The organism is Streptomyces sp. BoleA5, from assembly GCF_000373665.1.
Classification (GTDB): Bacteria; Actinomycetota; Actinomycetes; order Streptomycetales; family Streptomycetaceae; genus Actinacidiphila.
Map to the genome: position 1 here is coordinate 315,155 of NZ_KB892091.1, position 21,672 is coordinate 336,826.

A 21,672-nucleotide genomic window follows, 5' to 3' on the forward strand; every position below is an offset into this window, starting at 1 on the left:
ACAGACCAAGGAGACGCAACACTGTGTACCGTACCCTGAGAGGCCTCATGGCCGGGGTGCTCCTGGCAACGCTGCCCATGCTGGGCGGTCTCGCCTTGGCACCGGCCGCGCAGGCGCGCCCGGACGACACGTCCGCCGCGCAGGCGAGCGCGGCCGCGGACCCCGCCGTGGACTGGTCGAACTACGAGAAGGCCACGCTCAGCAAGGACACCGGCGAGCCGATCGACCTCGCCGTGCTGCCCGATCTGCGCGTGCTGCACACCGCCCGCAACGGCGATCTGCGGATGACCGACCCCGGCACCGGAATCACCAGGGTCGTCAACCACATCGACGTCTACCAGAACTCAGAGATGGGTCTGCAGACCGTCACCCTCGACCCGGACTTCGCCACCAACCACTGGGTCTACCTCTACTACTCGCCGCCGCTGAGCACTCCCGCCGGCGCGGCCCCCGAGCGGCTGCCGTCCGGGCAGACCGACGCGTACTGGAAGCAGTGGGAGGGCTACGACGTCCTCACCCGCTTCAAGTGGACGGGCGACAAGCTCGATCTGTCGACCGCCCAGGAGATCATCCGCGTCACCACCAACCGCGGTCAGTGCTGCCACGTCGCCGGCGACGTCGACTTCGACGCGCAGGGCAACCTCTATCTGTCCACGGGCGGAAACACACCCGCGTCGGGCCCCAATGTCAACGGCTACACCCCGATCAACGACGCGGCCGGCTACAACCCCGGCCTCGACGAGCGCCGCGGCTCCGGCAACACCAACGACCTGCGCGGCAAGATCCTGCGCATCCACGTCCAGGAGGACGGGACGTACACCATCCCGCCGGGCAACCTGTTCCCCGTCGGCACGGAGAAGACCCGTCCCGAGATCTTCGTGATGGGCCTGCGCAACCCCTACCGGATGTCGGTGGACAAGGCCACGGGCGCCGTGATGTGGGGCGACTACGGCCCCGACGCCGGCAACGCCGACCCCAACCGCGGACCGATGGGCTACGTCGAGTGGGACACCACCACCACCGCCATGAACAGCGGCTGGCCGTTCTGCACCGGTGACAACACCCGTCCCTACCGGGACTTCGACTTCGCCACCCTCACCCCCGGCCCCGCCTTCGACTGCGCGGCGCCGGTCAACGACTCCCGCTGGAACACCGGCCTCACGCAGCTGCCCCCGTCGAGGGCGGCCACCTTGTGGTACGGCGACCGCGACAGCGACCAGCCCTGGCCGGAGCTGACCGCCTTCCGCGGTCCTGGCGGCCCCGGGGGCCAGGCCCCGATGGGCGGCCCGGTCTACCACTACGAGGCGTCCAACCCCGCTCCGGGCAAGTTCCCCGCCTACTGGGACGGCAAGGCCTTCTTCGGGGAGTTCTCCCAGGACTACGTCGCCGCCCTGACCCTGGCCGGCCCGGAAGGGCCGGTCACCAAGCTGGAGAACGTCCTTCCCAACAGCCAGCGTTCAGCGAACGGCATCCCGCCGTGGGATAACCCGATGGACCTGGAGTTCGGCCCCGACGGCGCGCTCTACGTCCTCGACTACGGCGACGGCTTCTTCCGGCAGAACCCCGACGCGGGCCTCTACCGGATCGACTACGCGGAGGGCAACAAGGCCCCCACCGCGGTGATCAGCGCCAGTCCCTCCTCGGGCCAGGCACCGCTGACCGTCTCCTTCAGCGCCACCGGTTCCACCGACCCGGATGGCTCCGCCCTCACCTACCAGTGGGACCTCGACGGCAACGGCACGTTCGAGACCTCCGGCCCCACGGCGACCCGCACCTATCCCGACAACGGGCAGCTCCAGGCGCGCCTGAAGGTCACCGACCCCGAGGGCAAGACCGGCCTGACCAGCAAGCAGATCACGGTGGGCAACACCGCTCCGACGGTGGCGTTCACCTCCCCGCCCAACGGTGGCTTCTTCACCTGGGGCGACGTGGTGCCGTACGCCACCCGGATCGACGATCCGGAGGACGGCACCAACGTCGACTGCACCAAGGCCGCCTGGACCCTCGGTCTCGGCCACAACCAGCACGGACACCCGGTGACCAGCGGGACCGGCTGCTCGGGTGCGATCACCACCCCGGCCGACGCCGGCCACGGTGACACGGAGAACGTCTTCGGCGTCCTCGGTCTCACCTACACCGACCGGGGCGCCGGCAGTGTGCCCCCGGCGACCAGCGACGCCCAGGTCGTCCTCAACCCCGCGGTGATGCAGGGCGAGCACTACGACTCGTCCCAGGGCGTCGTGATCACCGATGACGCCACCGCCTCCGGACAGCGCAAGCTGACCGCCTTCGACAACGGCGACTGGATCGGCTACGACCCGGTGTCCTTCGCCGGCATCACCGGCGTGCAGACTCGCGCCACCGGCGCCGGAACCCTGTCGCTGCGCTGGGGCACGCCCAGGTCCGACCCGTTCGCCACGATCACGGTCCCGGCCGGCGACGGCTGGCAGACCGTCAACACGGCGCTCAGTTCGGCTCCCACCGGCACCGGGCAGCTCTACATCACCTCCTCGGGCGACGTCGACGTGGACTCCTTCACCTTCCAGGGGTCCGGTATCGCCGACCGGACCCCGCCGACGGTCACGGCCGCCCTCAACCCGGCGCAGCCCGACGGCAGCAACAGCTGGTACACCGGCAACGTGTCGCTGACCGTCAGCGCCACCGACAACGGGACCGTCAAAAGCCGGGAGTACTCGCTCAACGGCGGAACGACCTGGCTGAGCGCGAACAGCACCGTCACCCTCTCCACGGAGGGGATGAGTTCCATCCGGTACCGGGCGACGGACACGGCCAACAACGTCTCCACGGTGGGCACCGTCGCCGTCCGGATCGACAAGACCGGACCCGCGGTGACGGTCACCGGTGTGACGGCCGACACCGCCTACGGGAACTCCCAGCGCCCGACGCCGGTGGTATCGGTCACGGACGCCGTCTCCGGGGGGCCGACCGCGACCGCGTTGCTGGACGGTACGGCGGTCACGCCGGGGCAGCCCCTGCTGCTGTGGCGGTTGCCGCTGGGCGGCCACGACCTGGTGGTCACAGGCCGTGACGCGGCGGGCAACACCACCACGCGCACGGTGCACTTCACCACCAGCACCTCCTTCGACGAGCTGGACACTCTGATCAGCCAGCTGCGTGCGGAGAACCGGCTGACCGAGCAGGGCCGGCAGCGGCTGACGGTCCGGCTCGCACAGGCCCGGGCGCACGCTGACGCGGGGCGCACCAACCAGGCGGCCGCGGTCCTGGACCAGGTCGCCCAACTGGCCGCGGACACCAAGCTGGTGACCGACGCGGCCGCACGGTCGGCGATCGCCCGCGATGCCCTCGCCGTGAAGGGAGGCCTGACCGGCTGACGCCAGGAGTGCTGCCCGGCGGTCGAAGGTGCCGGGCAGCACCCTGCCAGTGGCTCCAGGGCTCACCGGTGGCCGTCGCGGGACGGCGGCTGCCCCGCCCTGGAGTCCTTCCACATGCCCTCCGGTCCCGAGCTGAGATTCCCGTCGGGCGATTCCCGGCACCGATGCTTTTTTCGTTTCGGATTTAACTTTCGATGATCCGTGTGAAAGCCATTGACGCTTATCGAGTAACGCCCCTAACGTTTTGTCACACATTCGGCCGATACTCGGGAAGTGAGCCTGTGAGCATCCAGTACCGCGTGCTGAGCCTGTTGCGCGACCTCGGACCGCTGTCGCGCGCGCAGCTGTCCGACGAGCTGGAAGTGGCGAGGCCGAGGCTGCTGGCTGAACTCGAAGCCCTGATCGCGGCCGGGAGGGTACTCGAGGCAGGACGCGCCACCTCTCGCGGCGGCCGCCCTTCCACACTCGTCCAACTCGACCCCGAGATCCGGTTCGCGGCGGTGGACCTCGGGGCCAGTTCGATCGACATCGAGATCACCGACGGAGGGCTGAAACCGATCGCCTCCTATGCCGAGGCCGCCGACATCCGCAAGGGCCCGCGTGCGGTCCTGGACAGGGTCAACGAACTCCTGAACGAAATGGCGGACAAGTCCGGGTGCACGCGGTTCGACTCCATAGGCATCGGACTGCCGGGACCGGTCAGCTTCAAGGAAGGCATCTCGGTCTCCCCGCCGATCATGCCGGGCTGGGACCGCTTTCCCGTCCGGAACACCCTCACCGACGCGCACGGCTGCCCGGTCGTGGTGGACAACGACGTGAACGTGATGGCCCTCGGCGAGAGGTACGCCGGGGTCGCCAGGTCCGTCGACAACCTGCTCTTCGTCAAGATCGGCAGCGGCATAGGCTGCGGTGTCCAGGTCCACGGGCAGATCTACCGCGGGTCGGAGGGATCCGCGGGCGACATCGGCCACATCCAGGTCGCGGCGGAGGGACCGGCCTGCGCGTGCGGCAAGACCGGCTGCCTGGAGGCCTTCTTCGGCGGTGTGGCCCTGGCCCGGGACGCCACCGCCGCCGCCCGTTCGGGGCAGTCGCCGGCGCTGGCCGCACGCCTCGCCGCGGGGGGCAGCCTCACCGCGGTCGACGTGGCGGAGTGCGCGGCCGGCGGAGACGTCACGTGCGTCAACCTGATCCGGGACGGCGGCCACCGGGTGGGGCAGGTCCTCGCCACGCTGGTCAGCTTCATCAACCCGTCGATGATCGTGATCGGCGGCGGCGTCTCCGGGCTCGGCCATCTGCTGCTCGCCGAGATCCGCAGCGTCGTCTACAAGGGCTCGCTACCGCTCGCCACCGGAAACCTGCAGATCGTGCTGTCGGAACTCGGCCCGCGCGCCGGAGTGGCCGGCGCGGCGCTACTGGCCAGCGAACTCGATTTCAAGAGCCATCTCTGACGAAGAGGGCGTGTTCGCCGGCCACCCCGCCTGAAGGTGCCGCTGGGGGCGTGACGTGCCGATCCCCGGCGGCCATCTCCGCCTCTGCCTGACGGCATTGAGCGGGTCTACCTCAGCCAGGTGGCCATGGTGCTGCACCGACTCGGGGAGACGCCGCGTCGCTCGGCCCACATGTACGGAGCATGAAGCCTCGTCTGCCTGGGCTGCACGATCATCTGCTGGAGACGCCTCAAGAACTCATGAGGTCGCCGTGTCATGATCCCAAAGGTCGCGGGACAGCATCGTCGGGCAAGCCATCCACGATCATGGCGACCGTTGTTGCCGCACCGTCCACCTCCTGAACACGGCCGTCGGCGAAGGTCACCTCGAATCGGCCGTTGCCGAGCGGTCTGGTCCGCGGCAGGTCGTGACAGATGGGCGGCGCAGCCCGGCGGCTGAAGGTCAGCCAGAACATGGAGCGTCCGGGCGACAGGACCCGAAGTCGCGACTGCTCGAAGGCGGATTCGATGAGGTCCTGCCAATCAGCGTCCTGCCTGCGTGCGGCAGACTCGCGCATCTTCTGCCACCGAGCCGGCACGGCCTCACCTCGCTCATGGGCCTCGGCCAGCTCCCAGGTCCTCAGGAAGGCCCATTGCGAGGTCAGTTCGCGCACCCTGGCCCCCTGTACCCAGGTGCATAGTGCGCCGGCCACCTCGGCCAAGTCCTGCGTGCTGCCCGAGGCCATGAGGACTCCGTGGGCCCAGCAGTCAACCAAGAACTCGCGCTCGTCGCCGGCCAACAGAACAGTCGCCGAGCGGTCGTCGGCATCCATCTTCGCGGCGACGTAGCGCCAGCCCGGTGAGGACGTCAACTCGACCGGAAGCGCACGGCCCTCGCGATCGACCGCTGCCTGGAGAGCGCTCCGGAGCGAACCAGCCTCCACTACCTCGGGATAGATCATGGCGTACTTGTACAGGGGATGCGCGGCATCCGTCGACAGCACATGGCAGCAGCGCCGTGATCCTTATCGGTGTCGGTCCCCACCAGTCGTCCCACAGCCCCGCCGCAGTCGACACCACTGGCCACCAGGTGGCCCGGCGCCGGTCCGTCGTCAACGCCGGAACCTACGGTGAGCTGCATTGAGCGCCGCATCTCGGTCGAGGGCGCCGGCGGCCTGGGCCGCTCGCTCGTCGAGCAACTGGCCTTCGGAGGCGAGAACGTCGTCGACGTGCCCTCCGCTCTGTCGGCTCGAGCCCGACTGCCGGCCACCGGCGGAGGCCCAAGACCGACGTCAAGAGCCCTCGTCGCCCTCTTCCGGCCGCTACAGCCTCTTCCTCCGGCTCCGAACATGACTGCCCATGGTTTGGCTTGGCGTCCGTCCCGGCCCATGGGCTTGACCTTCACACGGTGTCAGGGTCTGCACTGGACGCGCTGGTGTGCTCCACCTACCGGATGCAACTTGAGGGCCACCGCGGGGTTGACGGGGCTGCCGCAACCCTCCATCGCTTCCCGACCGAAGAAGGCAGGGCAACAGTGACGCACTACATCGGCTCCGGCCCCTACTGCTACGCCAACTCCCTGTCCATGGTTCTCGGCGAGTCGTCCCCGTCTCCGGCAGTCATCGAGGTGCTGACCGGCTCACCGTTCGGCTTCGAGTTGCTCGGCGGCACTCTGCCACTGTTCGACCCCTGCGGCTGGGACCCGGATCACGGTCTGGACGCGGCCATCGGCCTGCTCGGCGCGCGCTGCACGCGTACCGCCGGCGGGACCGCGGAGGAGGCGGAAGAGCGGCTGCGCGAGGCCGTCGCCCGCGGTCCCGTGCTGGTCGGTCCCGTCGACATGGGGCTGTTGCTCCACCAGCCGGGAACGCCCACCGCCGACGGCGGCGACCACTTCGTGGTCGTGCTGGAGGTCGACGGCCGCATAGCGGTCTTCCACGACCCGCACGGTCATCCCTACGCGGCACTACCGGTCGCGGACCTCCTCGCCGCCTGGGAGGCGATGGCGGTCGGCTACAGCACTACCCCGTACGTGATGCGTGCCGGCTTCGTGCAGGAACGGAAGGTCTCGGCGAAGGAGGCGCTGCTCAGGTCGCTGCCTGAGGCGGAGCGTTGGCTGGCGGGCCGTCACGACCGGCCGGTGCCTCCGGGGACCCTCGCAGGCGCCGCCGGAGTGGAGGCGCTGGCCGCCCTTGTGGAACGAGGACCCGACGACGGCTTGCGTGGCTTCCTGGCGCACTTCGCGATCCGAGTCGGTGCGCGCCGTCTCTCCGATGCCGCGCGCTGCCTGGAGTCGCTGGGGCTCTCCGGCGCGGCGTCCGTAGCGGCCGGGCAGGCACGGCTGGTCGGCGGTCTTCAGCACCCGCTGGTCACGGGCGACGACCGGGTTGCCGCGGACGCACTGCGCCGGTTGGCGCCGACCTACGAGCGGCTGCGGACCGAGCTCTCGTCACGCACTGTGTGAAGCGTCTCCGGCGAAGTCGCCAGCGCGGCACGGTCACCGTGCACGTCGGTGCCCAGCGCTGCCATTCAAGCAGATGGGGCGGCAACACCGCCGCCGAGGCCGCTGTCCCCTGACCGGACGGGCCCGGCGCGCCTCAAGGTGCGCCGGGCCGCCCGGGGTCTACCACCAGGCGTCGTGTCCGCTGCCGCCGGCCTGGCCCGCGAAGCCCGCGGTTTCGACGGCTCCCGGCCGGGCGCGTCGACATCGGGTCAGGCGGCGGAACGATCGTCGCCGCCGTGTGGCACGGCGCGAACGGCGGCTCCTACCGCCCGATCAGGCGTCCGTGTCGGGGTTGAACCGCACCGGGAGCTACGACTCGGCGTCCAGGGGGACGTCGGGGGCGATGTGGGCGCCGAGGACTTCGCGGTAGAGGGCGACCTCGGCCAGCAGCGAACGGCGGACGCTGTCGGCGCGACGGAAGCCGTGTCCCTCGCCCTCGAAGAGCAGGAAGCGGTGCCACACTCCGCGTTCGGCCAGGTTGTCCACGATGCGCGTGGCCTGGTCCGGGCGGCAGATGAAGTCGTCCGCGCCCTGGAGCATCACCAGCGGCACGGTGATGCCGTCCGCGTTCGCGGCGGGTGAGACCTCGTCGAACCGGGCCTGGTCCTGCGGAAGCACACCGACCAGGGTGTCCACGTAGCGGGACTCGAAGTCGTGGGTCTGCTCCGCACGCCACCGCGCGGGTTCGCTGATCGGGTAGAGGACGGTCCCCGCGCAGAAGACGTCGGTGTGGGCCAGGCAGGCCAGGGTGGTCCAGCCGCCGGCCGAGCCGCCGCGCACGGCCGTGCGGGCGGGGTCGGCCAGGCCCTCATCGGCCAGTGCGCGGGCGACCGTGACGCAGTCGTCGACGTCCACCACTCCCCACTGCCCGCGCAGCCGGTCGCGGTAGGCCCTGCCGTAACCGGTGGAGCCGCCGTAGTCGACGTCCGCGACGGCGAAGCCCCGGCTGGTGAAGAAGGAGTACTCCAGGTCGGCGGTGACGCCGGTGGAACTCGTCGGGCCGCCGTGCACCTGCACCAGCAGCGGCGGCAGTTCGCCCTCGGCCGCGCTGACGGAGGGATGGGTGGGCCGGTGCAGCACGAAGTGGACGGGCCGGCCCTGCGCGTCGTACGCGGTGCGGCGTTCCGGCAGGGGCTGCCAGGGGGCCAGCGGATCCACGGACTCGGGCCTGGTGCGCCGTGCCGGACCGGAACCGGGTGCCACGGGCACCGAGAGCAGGGCCGAGCCGAGCGCCGGGGACGCGGCCCTGACCAGGATCCGTTCGCCGTCCGACCACAGGTCGCCCTGGAATCTGTCCCAGCCGTCGGCGAGGTCGGTCAGTTCGCCGTCCTCTGGCGACCAGCGGGCGAGCCGCTGCGTGCCGTTGCCGTGCGGAAGCACTACGCCGTGCGGTGTGACGGTGAACCAGCTCGCGCCGACCCGCCAGATGGGGCCGGCGCAGTCCTCCCGCAGGGGCAGGACGTTGGTGATCGCGATGGCTGTCGGCCGGTCGGTGGCCAGGTCGACGCGGTGCAGGTTCCACCAGCCGTCCGGGTCGGCCATGGCGTAGAGGGTGTCGGGGTTCGCCCACGCGGCCTGGGCGACGGAGACCTCGGTGCCGTCGTGGCTGCCGCCCAGGAGCCGGACGGGTTCTCCCGCGACGCCGTCATGCAGGTCGGCGACCATCAACTCGGAGCTGTCCCAGGGCATATGAGGGTGGTCCCAGCCGATCCAGGCGAGCCGTCGGCCGTCCGGTGAAAGGCGGTGTCCGCAGAGGAAGTGGTGCGAGCGGGCGACGACGCGCAGCACGCCTGGGTCGTCGGCGGCGGCGCCGGACAGCGGCACGGCGACGATCTCGCGGGTGGTGCGGACGGCCGGATCGGCGTCGTGGGCTCCGGTGGCGGCACGGGTGGTCTCGCGCACGCACCACACCTCGGTCCCGTCGGGCCCGGTCACGGGATCGGCCCAGCACGTCTCGCGGCCGGGCGGGTCGGCGGGGGTGAGCGGGACGGGCACGGGGAGCGCATCGTCCCCGGCGGTCCCGAGGCGGGGCACCTCCGCGCGGTACAGCCGCTGGTCCCGGTGGTCGGTGTAGACCAGCAGGTGGCTGCCGGAGGCCGGGGCCGCGGCGCGCACCCAGTACGGCTTGCCGCCGTAGCCGAGGGAGCGGTTGCGCACGGACACGCCGGGGGCGAGCACCGGGACGGGCTTCTCGTGGCCGGGGGCGTTGCGCAGCAGCCGTACGGTCGCGGTGGCCGGGTCGGAGGCGCACCACCAGTTCTCGTCGCCCGCTCCGCAGGGCCAGGCGGTGGATCCGGAGGCGTCGGCGACCGCTTCTGCGGTGATCGGGGACGGCCAGGTGCCGTAGGGCAGATGAGAGGTGGAGGGCATGGGGTGACTCCGAGTGCAGGGGTGGGGCGGCGGTGTGTGCGGTGGGGCGGCGCGGGCATGGGTCTGTGCGCGCACCGCCCCTGGGTGGATGCTTCCGGTGGCGTACCGGCTGGGGGCACGCGCATCTCCCCCACACGTCATGGGAGTCGGGCGTCACTCGATCCTGTCGGAGGACGGCCCGGCGGAGACGGGCGGACGGGCCCGGGGGCTCACCCGGCGGTGAGCCGCACCGGCTCGCCGTGGGCGTCGCGGCGACGCAGGTCGGCCGGGGTCTCCCGGCGGACCATGAGGCGGGCGCGGCCGTCCCGTACGGCGACGACGGCGGGCCTGGGCTGGGCGTTGTAGTTGCTCGCCATGGCGTGGTGGTAGGCGCCGGTGGCGGGGACGGCCAGCAGGTCTCCCGTGGTGACGCCCGAGGGCAGGGCGATGTCGGGCACGACCACGTCCCCGCTCTCGCAGTGGCGGCCGACGACCACGGCGTGCACCGGTTCGCCTTCGGCGGGGCGGTCGGCGGTCCACGCGGTGTAGCGGGCGAGGTAGAGGGAGGAGCGCAGGGCGTCGCTCATCCCGCCGTCGACGGAGACGAACCGGCGGCGCAGTCCGTCCTTGACGGCGCCGACGCGGTAGAGCGTGACCCCGGCCGTACCGATCATCGACCGGCCGGGTTCGACGGCGAGCCGTATGGGTGAGCCGGGCAGCACGCGCTCCAGGCCGGCTCGCAGGGCGGCGGTGAACGCCGCCGGATCCAGGCGGGGTTGGCCCGGCAGATAGGGAATGCCGGCGCCGCCGCCGAGGTCGATCTCCGCCACCGCGATGCCGTGCCGCTCGCCGAGCAGCGCGACGAAGGCGCCGACCCGTTCGGCGGCGAGGGTCAGCCCCTCGGTCGCGGTGATCTGCGAGCCGATGTGGGAATGGACTCCGGCGAGCCGCAGGGAGGGGCGCGCCGCGACGGCGAGCACGGCCTGCTCGGCGTGGCCGCCGCGCACCGGGAAACCGAACTTGACGTCGTCGCCGCCGGTGGCCATGTAGTCGTGGGTCTCGGCGGCGACGCCGGGGGCGATCCGGACGTAGACGTCCTGGACGCGGCGGGCCGCGGCGGCCGCGGCCGCCAGCCGGTCGATCTCCTCCAGGCAGTCGACGACGACCACGCCGACGCCGTGGGCGACGGCCGCCTCCAGTTCGGCGACGGACTTGTTGTTGCCGTGGAAGACGATCCGGGCGGCGTCGAAGCCGGTGTCCACGGCGAGTTGGAGTTCGCCGCCGCTGCACACGTCCAGGTGCAGCCCCTCGGAGTCGACCCAGCGGACCATCTCCGCGCACAGGAAGGCCTTGGAGGCGTAGTGCACCCGGTCCGCACCGGACTCGCGCCACAGCCGGGCGCGGTGGCGGAAGTCGGCCTCGTCCACCACGTACAGCGCCGTGCCGCAGGCGTCGGCCAGGTCGTCCAGGGCGACGCCTCCGACGTGCAGACGGCCTTCGACGGTCCGGGCGGTCAGCGGCCACACCTCGGGGGCCGACTCGGGTGAGGCGGCAGCGGCCAGTCCGTCGGGCAGCGGGGTCCCCGCACGCGGCGCGGGCAGGGAGGGAGCGGAGGACACGGGGCTACTCCTCGGTGAGGACGACGAGCATCAGCAGGTCGTCGCTCGGGTCGGTGAAGTGGTGTTCGTCGGTGGCGGCCAAGTGGCAGCTGTCGTTGGTGCGCAACAGGCGTCCGGTCCCCGCCACCGTCACCCGGCAGGAGCCGGCCAGGACGAGCACGAACTCCTCGCCGGGGTGGGCGGTGGGGCGGTCGTGGTCGCCGAGGTCGGCGTGGAGCAGCCGGGCGCCGACGCGGCTCGCGCCCGGTGCTGTCAGGTCCCAGATGCCGTGGTGACCGTCGACACCGGCGAGCAGCGGAGCGGGTGCGTACCGCGGCGGGAAGCCGGGGGCGGCGGTGCCCGGCCGGGCACCGCCGAGGAGTTCGGCGGCCGTGACGCCGAGGGCGTCGGCGATCTGGCAGAGGGTGCGGACCGTGGGATTGGCGGCGCCCGACTCCATCTGCGAGACGTAGGCCGGTGAGACACCGGCCCGTGCGGCCACCGCGCTGAGGGTGAGGCCGGCGGCCCGGCGCACACGGGCGACGGAGGCCGCGAGCACGTCCACGGTGTCGGCGCTGCCGGGGACCGTGGCGCGACCGGAAACGGTGGGGTCGACCGCGTCTGCCCCTGTGGCCGGTTCGGCGCGCTGTTGTCCGGGATCGTCCGGTGATGGCGGCGAAATCCGGTCCGGTGCAGGGGAATCGGCCGGGGAGTTTTCCACCCCTGTGACTCTTGACGAGGTCATGTGGCGACAGTAAGACTCACGCATCACTTAGATCAAGCAATCTGGCACCGTCGTTTAACTGTCAGCAGAGAGGCAGTTCGGCACCCGGACATCCGGGTGTGGACCGCCCCGAGTGGGAGAGGAGAGCAGTGACCCGTCCGCTGGCGCCGACGTCGACCCTCGAGCTGCTGCGTGCGGCGGCCGAGCTGTGCGGGCCCACCGCCCAGCGCCTGTTCGCGGTGCTGGCGGAGGACTACCCGGCCTCACTGGAGCGCCGCCCGGGGCAGTTGCTGCGCGCCGCTCGCGCGACCGCCGCGGACCTGGACGGGCTCCTGGCGGCGGCGGGAGTCGCCTCGACCGACGACCTGCGCATGCTGGCGGCCCGCGAGATCGGTCTGCGGCTGGCCGAGCCGGATCTGCGGTTCACCAGCCGTGAGCCGCAGTCCGAGCCGCGTGAGCGGTCGGCGCTTCGCCGGATGATCACCACGGAGGAGGACAACCTCCGCCGCACGCTGGCGGACCTCCAGGCCAACGGGGCCCTGGAGGTGGCGGCCGCGGCCCTGCTGCGGGCGCGGCGGAGATGGGTGCTGGGCGACCTGAAGTCGGCCGGTTACGCCTCTTTGCTGACCAGCGACCTCACCAGCAGCATGCGGGACGTGTTCCTGGTGCAGCCGGCCACGGGCGCCGCGGTCAACGCCATCAGCGACGCACACGCGGACGACGCCCTGGTCGTGTTCAGCTTCCGCAACTACAGCCGCCTGACGGTGGACGTGGCACGCGAGTTCCACGTGCTGGGCGCCTCGGTGATCGCGCTGACCGACAGCTACACCAGTCCGGTGTGCTCCTTCGCCTCGCACGTCCTCGCGGTGGACACGCGCAGTGAGTCGCCGCACCACTCCCCGACGGCGGTGGTGGCCGCGGCCCACGTCCTGGCGGCCCTGGCCGCCGCGGGCGCCAAGGGCGCCGCCCGTCGCAGCCGGCGTCGGACGGAGGTATTCCGTTCCCTGGGCAGCTACGGTCTCGGCCGTCCGGCCTCGGACGCGGCTCCGGACACCTTAGGGGACGCCGACGGCGCCACCGGCCTCCCGGCGACCGCCGCCGGCGCCCCCGGCACATACGCGCCGGACGCCGCCGACTCGCCCTCCTGCCCCGGCGACCGTCGCCCGCCCGCGCAGTGACCGTCCCCTCTGCCCGTGCTCGTCACCCGCCCCACCCGCTCCCCCACCTCCGCATGCCCGTCTCGCGGAGCCAACGGCGGCGCGAGGTTCGCCCTCAGCCTCTGCCGCCGGGAAGGCATCTGGTCCTCTCTGTATGAATGATCCCGCCAGCCATCAGGACAGCGCCGCCCTCTCCACCGCCGAGGACGCCGCCCTGACCGCGGAAGTCACCGAGCTGTGTGCCCGCTTGATCCGCTTCGACACCAGCAACTACGGCGCGGGCGACTCCCGCGGTGAGCGGGAGGCGGCCGAGTGGACCGCCGGACTGCTCTCCGACTCCGGTTACGAGCCCGTCGTGCTGGAGTCGGCGCCGCGCCGGGCCAGCACGGTGGTCCGCATCCCCGGCGAGGACCGCGCCGCACCCGCGCTGCTGGTCCACGGCCATCTGGACGTGGTCCCGGCCGAGCCCGCCGACTGGAGCTTCGACCCGTTCTGCGGGGAGATACGCGACGGGGCGATCCTGGGCCGGGGCGCGCTGGACATGAAGGACATGGACGCGATGATGCTGGCCGTCGCCCGCTCGTGGGCGCGCCGTGGCGTGCGTCCGCCGCGTGACGTCGTGATGGCCTTCGTCGCCGACGAGGAGGACACGGGCGAGCTGGGCGCGGGCTTCCTCGTCGACCGGCACCCGGGCCTCTTCGAGGGGGTGGCCACCGCGATCGGCGAGTCCGGCGGCTACTCGGTGCACCTGCCCGACGCCTCACGGCTCTATCCGGTCGCCGTCGGCGAGCGCGGCAGCGCCTGGATGGACCTGACCGCGCGCGGCGCGGCCGGCCACGGTTCCCGTCCCGGGTCTGACAACGCTGTCGCGACCCTGGCCGCGACCCTGGCCGCGCTCGCCGCGCACCGCTGGCCGGTCAGGACCGTGCCGGCCGTGGCCGCCCTGCTGGAGGGCCTCTCCACCCACCTGGGCATCACGGTCGACCCCGCGGACCCCGCGTCGCTGGCGCAGTTGGGCGAGGCGGCGAAGCTGGTCGGGGCCACGGTCGCCAACACGCTCAACCCCACCATGCTGAAGGCGGGTTACAAGCACAATGTGATCCCCAGCGAGGCGACGGCGGGTGTGGACGGCCGGATTCTGCCGGGCGCGGAGGAGGAGTTCTTCGCCACCGTTGACGCGCTGCTCGGCGAGAAGGTCTCCCGCTCCTTCCACAGCTTCGCCGCCCCGGTCTTCGCCGACCACACGTCCCGTGAGTTCGCGGCGATGGCGGCGGCGCTGCGCCGGGCCGATCCCGAGGCGCTGGTCCTTCCGTTCATCATGTCCGGCGGCACCGACGCCAAGGCGTTCGCCCGGCTCGGCATCGAGTGCTACGGCTTCGGTCCCGGCCTGACCCCGCCCGGCTTCGACGCCTGGCGGTACGTGCACGGGGTCGACGAGCAGGTCCTGGTGAGCAGTCTGGAGTTCGGCGTGCGGGTACTGGAGGACTTCCTGCGCAGCGACCCTCTCGCCGTGCGCACGGACGGGTGACCGGGTCCCGCACCGCCTGAACCACCTTGCCGCACCGTCGCCAGGTCCGCACCGGCCGCCCTCCGCCGGACTGCCCCGGGAGTACCCGCCCGCACCCGCACACCCCGCACCCGCACCCGCACGCACCGACAGATGCCATATACACCCGATCACCGCGCCCCCCACGGCCCGTACGTCACTCGTACCCCCTTCCCGTCCCCACGCGGCCCCGGCCGCCCGCACCTCCTGGAGAAGTTCACGATGACCACGTCCAGCCCCTCGCGCAGAAGCGGCCGCACCGCCGCCGCCGCGCTGGCCGCCTCCCTGCTGCTCGGCACCACCGCGGGCCTGCTCGCCGCGCCCGCCGCCTCGGCCGACGACGGCGGCAAGACGCTGCGGATGCCCATCACGGGCATCGGCATCGACTCGCTCAACCCGTTCCTCGCCTACTTCGCGGGCAGCCTCGACGTGTTCTCCGGCATCTATCCCACGCTGGACACGGTGGAGCAGGACGGCACCGTCAAGCCGTACCTCGCCGACTCCTGGACGACCTCCGGCGACAAGCTCACCTGGACCTTCAAGATCCACAAGGGTCTGAAGTGGAGCGACGGCAAGCCGATCACGGCCGAGGACGCCGCCTGGACCTTCAACCTGATCATGACGAACTCCACCGCGGCCACCGCCAACGGCTCGCTGGTCGGCAACTTCGCCTCGGTCACCGCGCCGGACGACACCACTTTGGTCGTCAGGACCAAGAAGCCGCAGGCCACCATGCTCTCGGTCAGCATCCCGGTGTCCGGCATCCCGATCGTGCCCAAGCACATATGGGAATCACACGTGAAGGATCTGAAGACCTACAAGAACGACAGCTACCCGATCGTCGGCTACGGACCGTGGACGCTGACGGACTACAAGCCCGAGCAGTACGTGAAGTTCGACGCGAACAAGGACTTCCTGCTCGGCGCGCCCAAGTACGACCACATGATCCAGCAGGCGTTCAAGAACACGGACGCCGCCGTCGCCGCGCTGCGATCCGGCCAGCTCGACTACGTCGGCGGTCTCAACCCCACCCAGTACAAGGCCCTCAAGGGCCAGTCCGGCATCAAGGCGTTCGAGGCTGTCGGCAACCGCTGGAACGGTATCGAGGTGAACGGCGGCGCCCGCACCCGTGACGGCAAGAAGATCGGCACCGGCCACCCGGCCCTCGGCGACGTCAAGGTACGAGAGGCGCTGGCCCTGGCCATCGACCGGGCGACGATCGTGAAGAAGGTCCGCGACGGCCTGGCACAGGTCGGCGCCAGCTACCTGCCGCCGTCGCTCCCGCAGTACGCCTGGCAGCCCTCCGAATCGGAGAAGTTCGGCTTCGACCCGGACAAGGCGAACTCGACCCTCGACGAGGCGGGCTACAAGAAGGGGTCCGACGGGATCCGGGTCGACCCGAAGTCCGGGCGCAAGCTCGAGTTCCGTCTCGGAATCCACTCCGACGACGACGGGGACGCCAAGGTCTCCACCTATCTCACGGGCTGGTTCAAGGAGATCGGGGTCAAGGCCGACATCCAGGCGATGAGCTCCTCCAAGCTCAACGCCGATCTGGCCAAGGGCGACTGGGACATCCTGATGGACTCCTGGTCCACCGGGCCGGACCCGACGTACCTGCTGGGCATCCAGACCTGCTCGGCGCTGCCCGACAGCAAGGGTGAGGGCGGCAGCACGGACTCGTTCTTCTGCGACAAGGACTACGACGACCTGTTCCTGCGTCAGCAGAGCGCCTTCGACGACGGGGAGCGCGCCGATCTGCTGAAGCAGATGCAGGCGATCCTCTACAAGGCCAACGAGAACATCATGATCTACAACGCCAGCGGCCTCGCCGCGTACCGCACCGACCGGGTGGACGGGATCGTGACGGGCAAGGCGGACTCCGCCGGCGCCTTCCCCGCGCAGTTCTCCTTCGCCCAGTACCTGAACGCGGCCCCGGTCAAGGCCTCGGCCTCCTCCTCCGGCGGCAACTCCGGCACGGTGATCGGCGTGTCCGCGGCCGTGGTCGTCGTCCTGGCCGCCGGCGGTGTGTTCCTGGCGCGCCGCCGCTCCTCCTCCGACGACCGCGAGTAGGCCGTGGCCGACACCATCGACGTCACCGGCGCCGTCGCGGCGGGGCCCGACGGCGCCCCGGGCGGCGGGCGCCGCAACGGCACCGGCTTCGCGCGCTACCTGGTCACGAAGCTGACGGCCGCGGCGGTCAGCTTCCTGGCCACGCTCGTCATCGGCTTCGTCCTGTTCAGCCTGATGCCGTCCGACCCCGTCCAGTCCATCACCCGCGGCCGTCCCACCAGCGACGCGCAGATGGCCCGGCTGCGGCACCAGCTGGGCCTCGACCAGTCGGTGCCGGAACGCTTCCTCCATTTCGTGACCGACACCCTGACCGGCCACCTCGGCACCTCCTGGGAGTTCCAGCAGCCGGTCAGCACCCTCATCGGCGACCGGCTCTGGCCGACGCTGCTGCTGATGGGCACCGCCACCGTGATCTCCGTCCTGCTCGGTCTCTGGCTGGGTGTCAGGTCCGGCTGGCGGCAGGGCAGCTGGCTGGACCGGATCGCCACCGGCGCCTCACTGACGCTGTGGTCGGTCCCCACCTTCTGGCTCGGCATGATCCTGCTGATCACCTTCAGCGTCGGCCTCGGCCCGTTCCCCGGCTTCCTGCCCGCGGGCGGCATGACCGACCCCGCGATCACCGGCGGCCTGGACCACGTCCTCGACGTGGCCGAGCACCTGATCCTGCCCTGCCTGACCATGGTCCTGGTGGTCTTCGCCCAGTACGTGGCCGTCATGCGCTCGTCGATCATCGACGAGCTGGGCAGCCCCTACCTGCTCACCGCCCGCGCCAAGGGACTGCGCGACGACGACGTACGGCGCAGGCACGCCGTGCCGAACGCCCTGCTCCCCTCGGTCACCATGATCTTCATGCACCTGGGCACCGTGCTCGGCGGTGCCATCACCGTGGAGACCGTCTACTCCTGGCCGGGCCTGGGTCAGCTCAGCTACCAGGCCCTCAAGGTCCCCGACCTGCCACTGCTGCAGGGCACGTTCATCGTGTTCAGCGCGTCGGTGATCCTCATGAACCTCCTCGCCGACGTGATCTACCGCTTCCTCGACCCCCGGGTGCGTGCCCAGTGACCGACCACGAACCCTTCACCAAGACCGACGCACCGGTCGCCGCAGCACCGCAGGCGGGCGCCGGCCCGGCCGTACCGGTCGCACCTGTCGCTGCGAAGCCACGCCGCAACGGATCCACCGGTTTCGTACGGTCCTTCGTGCGCATCCGGTCCGGGGTGGCGGGCCTCGGCATCCTGGTCGTGTTCGGCCTGCTCGCCCTGTGCGCACCGCTGTTCATCACCGGCGACGACCTCGACGTCATCAAGGTGGACGGACCCTCCCTGCACTCCCCCACCGACGGCTACCCCCTCGGCACCGATCAGGCGGGGCGCTCCATCCTGCTGCTGGTCATCTGGGGAGCCCGCTCCTCCCTGTCCATCGGTCTGATGGCCACCGTGCTGACGGTGGCGCTCGGCAGCGCCGTCGGCCTGGTCGCCGGGCACTACGGCGGCTGGATCGGCAAGGCGCTGATGCACCTCACCGACTGGTTCATCGCCCTGCCCAGCCTGCCCCTCGCGATCTCGCTGTCGGCGGTGATCGGGCAGGGAACCGCCTCCATCACCATCGCCATCGCGGTCACCAGTTGGTCGTCCACGGCCCGCCTGGTGCGGGCGCAGACCCTGGCCGTGGAGGCGAAGCCGTTCATCGAACGGGCCAGGGCGCTGGGAGCGGGCGGGCCGCAGGTGATGCTGCGGCACGTCCTGCCGAACGTCACCCCGCTGATCCTGGTGTCCTCCACGCTGACCGTGGCCGCGGCGATCCTGTCCGAGGCGACCCTGACCTTCCTCGGCCTCGGCGACCCGACCGGCATCTCCTGGGGCGCGATGCTGAACTCGGCGCTGAGCGGCGGCGCCGTCACCTCCGGCGCCTGGTGGTACCTGTATCCGCCGGGCGTCGCCATCCTGATCGTCGTCCTCGGCTTCACCCTGACCGGCCGCGCCGTGGAGACCATTCTCAACCCGAGGTCGGTGAAGACACGGTGAACGCGATGCTGGAGGTCAGGGACCTCAAGGTCACGTACCGCGGCGGCGGGCGCACGGTGCCCGCCGTGCGCGGGGTGGACCTCACGCTGGACGCCGGGCAGACGCTCGGCCTGGCCGGCGAGTCCGGCTCGGGCAAGTCCACCCTGGCGATGAGCCTGCTGCGGCTGCTGCCGGCCGCCGCCGAGGTCACCGGCCAGGTGCTGTACCAGGGCGAGGACCTGCTCACCGCCAAGTGGAGCCGGATGCGCGCGGTGCGCTGGGCGGAGGCCTCCGTGGTCTTCCAGGGCGCGATGACCGCCCTCAACCCGGTGCACACCATCGGCGACCAGGTGATCGAGCCGATCCTGCTGCACGGCCGGCGGGCCGGCGAGGAGGGTGGCCGGATCACCGAGAAGCAGGCCCGCGCCCGCGCGGCCGAGCTGCTGGAGTCGGTGGGCGTCCCGGCGCGGCGGATGCGCAGCTACCCGCACGAGTTCTCCGGCGGGCAGCGCCAGCGCGTCATGATCGCCATGGCGCTCGCCTGCCGCCCGAACCTGATCATCGCGGACGAGCCGACGACGGCGCTGGACGTGATGGTGCAGGCCCAGATCCTGGACCTGCTGACGGACCTGGTCCGCGAGGAGGGCATCGGCGTCATCATGATCAGCCACGACCTGTCCGTCCTCGGGCAGATGTGCGACCGGCTGGCGGTGATGTACGCCGGTGAGCTGGTCGAGTCCGGACCCTCACGCCTGCTCCTGGACGACCCGAGGCACCCCTACACCCGGGCGCTGTCCCGCGCCTTCCCGACCATCGGGGACCCCGCCTCGCGCATGGCACCGTCCGGGCTGCCCGGGGACCCGCCCGACCCGGCCGCGCTCGGCTCGGGCTGCCCCTTCGCCGCCCGCTGCCCCGACGTGCACGAGGTCTGCGACGGCGCCCCCGTCGCCCTGTGGCCGGCCGGCCCCGGACGGCAGTCGGCGTGCCTGCGGGTGCTGCCCGGATTCCCGAACGTCGCCACGGCCTCGGACGCGACCGGACCGTCCGCGGAAGGAGCCCGCTCATGACAGCCACCCCCATCGGCACGGTCACCGGACCCACCGCGGACACGGCGCCCGCGCTGGAGGTCCGTGATCTGCACATCACCTATCCACCACGAGCCGGCCGCGGCCCCGCCCGGGCGGTGGACGGCGTCGACCTCCAGCTGGGACGCGGCGAGATCCTCGCCCTGATCGGCGAGTCAGGCTGCGGCAAGTCCACCCTGGCACGGGCCCTGACCGGACTCGTCAGGCCCACGTCCGGCGAGGTGCTGTACGACGGCGTGCCGCTGCGCTACACCAGCGCCGCGCTCAAGGCGCACCGCCGCGAGGTCCAGTTCGTCCTCCAGGACCCCGGCGGCGCCCTGAACCCGCGCCAGAACGTGTTCGACGCGGTCGCCGAAGGGCCCCGGCTGCACCGGATGAAGGAGGGCCTCGAACAGCGCGTGCACTCCGCCCTGTCGAAGGCCGGTCTGCGCCCTCCGGAGCAGTTCCTCTCGCGCTTCCCGCACGAGATGTCCGGCGGTCAGCAGCAGCGCGTGGTGATCGCGGGCGCCCTGGCGCTGGAACCCTCGGTGATCGTCGCCGACGAACCGGTGGCCTCGCTGGACGCCTCCGTACGCGGCGAGATCCTCAAGCTCGTCCTCGACCTGCGCCGCGACCTCGGCCTCTCCTCCCTGGTGGTCAGTCACGACCTGGGCCTGGCCTGGAACATCGCCGACCGGGTGGCCGTGATGTACCTCGGCCGCATCGTCGAGGTGGGCACCGTGGAGGAGGTCCTGCTCGCGCCGAAGCACCCGTACACCAAGGCGCTGCTGTCGGTGGTGTCGGCGGAGGGCGCGCGCGGTGAGCGGCCCCAGCTCCTCCAGGGCGAGCCACCGGACCCGACCGCCGTACCCGGGGGCTGCCGGTTCCACCCGCGCTGCCCGGTGTGGGCCGGCCTCGACACGCCGGGTCGCGCGGAGGCCGGCTGCGACCGGCGGACGCTGCCGATCCTGCCCGCGCAGGCTCCGACCGGCGGTCAGGCCGCGTGCCATCTCGCGGGCGCGTCGTGAACTCGACCGCGACACCGAGGTCCGCCGCCCGCTCCCGGCAAGGTCCGCCGCTGGTCGTGCGCGATGTGGACGGCCCGCTGGAAATGGCGGACTGCGTCGCACTGTACGAGCAGGTCATGGGGCTGCGCCGCGACGACGGCAGTCTCAACCCGCGCCTGCTGACCGCCCTCCAGGACAACAGCGGCCTGGTGGTCGGCGCCTACCTCGGGGACGCGCTGGTGGGCTTCACCTACAGCTTCCTCGCCCGGGAGCAGAGCGCCGACGGGCAGGCCCCGCGCCTGTACCAGTACTCGCAGCTGGCCGTGGTGGCGCAGGAACGCCAGGGCCTGGGCATCGGGCGCCTGCTCAAGCTCGGCCAGCGCGACCGCTGCCTGGCCGAGGGGACGACGCTGATCCGCTGGGCGTACGACCCGATGCAGACCCGCAACGCCCACTTCAACCTGGACGTGCTCGGCGCGATGGTGGACGCCTTCAAGCCCGCGATGTACGGCACCTCGGGCTTCGGCGCCGCCACCGGCGAGTCCACCGACCGCTTCATCGTCTCCTGGCGGCTGGACACCCCGGCACGGCCGGAAGCGCCCGCTCCCCCGCCGCCCCCGGACGGGTGGAGCGTCGGCCGGGTGTACGACGACGGCGACGACCGGATCGTGGTGCTGCCCGACGACTGGCACCGGTTGCGCGCCGAAGCCGGGCCGGAGCACGCCGCCCGGCTGCGCGGCCGCCTGACCGACGCGTTCGCCCGGCTGCTCGCCGACCGCACGCTCGTGTCCTGCGTACGCCTGCCGGGCGGGCTCGCCGCTTATCGCTTCATCCCCCGTGCCGCCGCACACGGCACGGACCCTCGCCCCTGA

15 protein-coding genes are annotated in these 21,672 nt (G+C 71.7%); 11 read left to right on the forward strand and 4 right to left on the reverse strand.

The features are described 5' to 3' along the window. Positions 1-23 precede the first annotated feature (23 nt). Complete coding sequence (locus tag B085_RS41310; protein ID WP_199789151.1) at positions 24-3,353, forward strand: PQQ-dependent sugar dehydrogenase; 3,330 nt, start codon at positions 24-26, stop codon at positions 3,351-3,353. Between the two features lie 281 nt (positions 3,354-3,634). Continuing rightward, positions 3,635-4,801, forward strand: coding sequence for an ROK family transcriptional regulator (locus B085_RS0105380; RefSeq protein ID WP_018557540.1), 1,167 nt, complete (start codon positions 3,635-3,637; stop codon positions 4,799-4,801). 253 nt (positions 4,802-5,054) lie between these two features. Here the strand turns inward: B085_RS0105380 and B085_RS0105385 are convergent, their stop codons facing one another. After that, entirely contained in the window at positions 5,055-5,741 is a 687-nt protein-coding gene (locus B085_RS0105385; RefSeq protein ID WP_158689662.1) for a DUF6193 family natural product biosynthesis protein, read from the reverse strand. A 572-nt stretch (positions 5,742-6,313) separates the two neighbouring features. Here B085_RS0105385 and B085_RS0105390 point away from each other — a divergent pair. Beyond that, a complete protein-coding gene (locus B085_RS0105390; RefSeq protein ID WP_018557542.1) occupies positions 6,314-7,243 on the forward strand; it encodes a hypothetical protein in 930 nt (309 codons plus the stop codon). A gap of 348 nt (positions 7,244-7,591) precedes the next feature. Here B085_RS0105390 and B085_RS0105395 read toward each other — a convergent pair whose 3' ends face one another. The 3 genes from B085_RS0105395 to B085_RS45455 form a co-directional block, all read right to left on the reverse strand. After that, positions 7,592-9,652, reverse strand: coding sequence for a prolyl oligopeptidase family serine peptidase (locus B085_RS0105395; protein ID WP_018557543.1), 2,061 nt, complete (start codon positions 9,650-9,652; stop codon positions 7,592-7,594). A gap of 209 nt (positions 9,653-9,861) precedes the next feature. Continuing rightward, positions 9,862-11,250: a diaminopimelate decarboxylase gene (lysA, locus tag B085_RS0105400; RefSeq protein ID WP_018557544.1), complete on the reverse strand. Its 1,389-nt coding sequence runs from the start codon at positions 11,248-11,250 to the stop codon at positions 9,862-9,864. 4 nt (positions 11,251-11,254) lie between these two features. Further along, positions 11,255-11,794 (reverse strand): helix-turn-helix domain-containing protein, encoded by a 540-nt coding sequence (locus tag B085_RS45455; RefSeq protein WP_018557545.1) that lies wholly within the window; start codon positions 11,792-11,794, stop codon positions 11,255-11,257. Between the two features lie 308 nt (positions 11,795-12,102). On the opposite strand from B085_RS45455, the gene B085_RS45460 reads away from it, so the two are divergent. The 8 genes from B085_RS45460 to B085_RS45465 all read left to right on the forward strand — a co-directional run bounded on the left by B085_RS45460 (position 12,103) and on the right by B085_RS45465 (position 21,672). After that, positions 12,103-13,131 carry a MurR/RpiR family transcriptional regulator gene (locus tag B085_RS45460; protein ID WP_018557546.1) on the forward strand — a complete coding sequence of 343 codons (1,029 nt, stop codon included), beginning with the start codon at positions 12,103-12,105 and terminating at the stop codon, positions 13,129-13,131. Between the two features lie 133 nt (positions 13,132-13,264). Beyond that, complete coding sequence (locus B085_RS0105415) at positions 13,265-14,638, forward strand: M20/M25/M40 family metallo-hydrolase (protein ID WP_018557547.1); 1,374 nt, start codon at positions 13,265-13,267, stop codon at positions 14,636-14,638. Positions 14,639-14,878: 240 nt separating this feature from the next. Beyond that, a complete protein-coding gene (locus tag B085_RS0105420) occupies positions 14,879-16,726 on the forward strand; it encodes an ABC transporter substrate-binding protein (protein ID WP_018557548.1) in 1,848 nt (615 codons plus the stop codon). A gap of 3 nt (positions 16,727-16,729) precedes the next feature. Continuing rightward, positions 16,730-17,788, forward strand: coding sequence for an ABC transporter permease (locus tag B085_RS0105425; RefSeq protein WP_018557549.1), 1,059 nt, complete (start codon positions 16,730-16,732; stop codon positions 17,786-17,788). Then, positions 17,785-18,750, forward strand: a complete 966-nt coding sequence (locus tag B085_RS0105430; RefSeq protein ID WP_018557550.1) for an ABC transporter permease — start codon at positions 17,785-17,787, stop codon at positions 18,748-18,750. The genes B085_RS0105425 and B085_RS0105430 overlap by 4 nt, the downstream gene beginning before the upstream one ends. A gap of 5 nt (positions 18,751-18,755) precedes the next feature. Next, positions 18,756-19,796: an ABC transporter ATP-binding protein gene (locus B085_RS0105435; protein WP_051101983.1), complete on the forward strand. Its 1,041-nt coding sequence runs from the start codon at positions 18,756-18,758 to the stop codon at positions 19,794-19,796. Then, on the forward strand, positions 19,793-20,821 hold the full coding sequence (locus tag B085_RS0105440; RefSeq protein ID WP_018557552.1) for an ABC transporter ATP-binding protein: 1,029 nt from the start codon (positions 19,793-19,795) through the stop codon (positions 20,819-20,821). The genes B085_RS0105435 and B085_RS0105440 overlap by 4 nt, the downstream gene beginning before the upstream one ends. Before the next feature lie 56 nt (positions 20,822-20,877). Further along, complete coding sequence (locus tag B085_RS45465; protein WP_018557553.1) at positions 20,878-21,672, forward strand: hypothetical protein; 795 nt, start codon at positions 20,878-20,880, stop codon at positions 21,670-21,672.